Source organism: Pseudomonas sp. CM27, assembly GCF_013179515.1.
In the GTDB taxonomy this organism is placed as follows: Bacteria; Pseudomonadota; Gammaproteobacteria; order Pseudomonadales; family Pseudomonadaceae; genus Aquipseudomonas.
This window is the reverse complement of record NZ_JABMCN010000444.1, coordinates 1-1,261: the sequence shown is the minus strand read 5'-3', so window position 1 is coordinate 1,261 and position 1,261 is coordinate 1. Positions and strand designations below refer to the sequence as shown.

General features: G+C 62.2%; 2 protein-coding genes and 1 pseudogene. 2 read left to right on the top strand and 1 reads right to left on the bottom strand.

Translation table 11 applies throughout. The annotated features are described in order from the left end of the window. Nucleotides 1-350, top strand: a 350-nt coding sequence (locus HP547_RS28825; RefSeq protein ID WP_172288903.1) for an enoyl-CoA hydratase/isomerase family protein, incomplete at its 5' end; no start/stop codon positions are given. Between the two features lie 44 nt (nucleotides 351-394). On the opposite strand, the gene HP547_RS28820 is transcribed toward HP547_RS28825, so the two are convergent. Beyond that, nucleotides 395-841, bottom strand: coding sequence for a hypothetical protein (locus HP547_RS28820; protein WP_172288901.1), 447 nt, complete (start codon nucleotides 839-841; stop codon nucleotides 395-397). A gap of 211 nt (nucleotides 842-1,052) precedes the next feature. Here HP547_RS28820 and HP547_RS28815 point away from each other — a divergent pair. Continuing rightward, nucleotides 1,053-1,261 (top strand): annotated as a pseudogene (locus HP547_RS28815) (GGDEF domain-containing protein); the annotation flags it as partial.

Here is a 1,261-nt window from a genome sequence, read left to right as displayed (position 1 = left end):
CCGGGGCATGGCGGGCGCTGGAAGCGCTGAAGCAGCATGACGACCCGCTGCTGGCAGACGCCGGCAAGCGCCTGCATGAAGGGTGCCCGCTGACTGCGCACCTGGTGTGGGAGCAGATTCACCGGGCCCGGCATATGTCATTGGCGCAGGTGTTCCAGATGGAATACAGCATGAGCCTGAACTGTTGCCGCCACCCGGAGTTCAGCGAAGGCGTGCGCGCCCGTTTGCTGGACAAGGACAACCAGCCGCGCTGGCACTGGCCGGATGTCGCGCAAGTGCCAACGGCGGTGGTGGAAGCGCATTTTGCCAAAGTGTGGGAGGGCCGGCATCCATTGGCCGACCTGGAATAGCGTGGGCAACCTGGGGCTGCGTTGCAGCCCAGGGTTAGGCTCAGCTAGCGCTGCCAGTTCCCCCCCTGCCCCTGCCCGCGCCGACCATCCCAGCGCCCGCCGCCATTGCCCTGCCGGTTGGAGTGCCGGTCACCATGCTGGTAACGCTGGCTGCCATCGCGGTAGTCGTGACGATCCCGGTCACGTCCATAGTCATTACGCTGACGGTTACCGTAGTCATAGCGCGGGTTACCGTGCCACTGGTTGGCTCCCGGGTGTGGCTGCGGCCGGTAATAAGGCGCTGGCGCCGAGCGGTAGTAGCGCGGGGCCGGCTGGTAGTAATAACGCGGTTGCGGCGTCACGTAATAACGGTCGGAACGGTAATATCCCGGCGACACATAGCGGTCGGTTGAGTAATAGTCCGAACGGTAATAACCCCCGCTTCCGTAGTAAGGGGCGCAGGCGGATGTCATCAGCCCGAGCAGGGCAATCAACAGGATTCGGTAGGACATGGCGGCCTCCTGGACCGCTGGAGTGCCCGAACAGCGGCGCTGGCGAGCGTCGATGCACAACGCGATCATCGACGTAGAATAAGACCGCGAGGCCGAGTTGCAGTGCCATTTACGCAACAAATTGATACAGGTGCGCTGGCCCAAAAAACTTGCAGTGATTTCCCGGCCATCTCACTAGAATAAGCGCCCTGGCACACATCACGGGAAGATCATGCCTTTACGTTCCGCTCTGTTTTCACAGCGTTCGCTGATCTTGACCCTGTTGCTGCTGCTGGCGTGCGGCTTCCTCGGCACTTCCCTGCTCAGCTACTTCGCCTCACGCAGCGCCATCCGCGACGGCATCATCAACACCGAGCTGCCGCTCACCTCCGACACGGTCTACTCGGAAATCCAGAAAGACCTGATTCGCCCGGTCCTGAT

Coding starts and splice junctions, on each gene's coding strand:
- HP547_RS28820 (WP_172288901.1), bottom strand. CDS start 841: ATGTCCTACCGAATCCTGTTGATTGCCCTGCTCGGGCTGATGACATCC.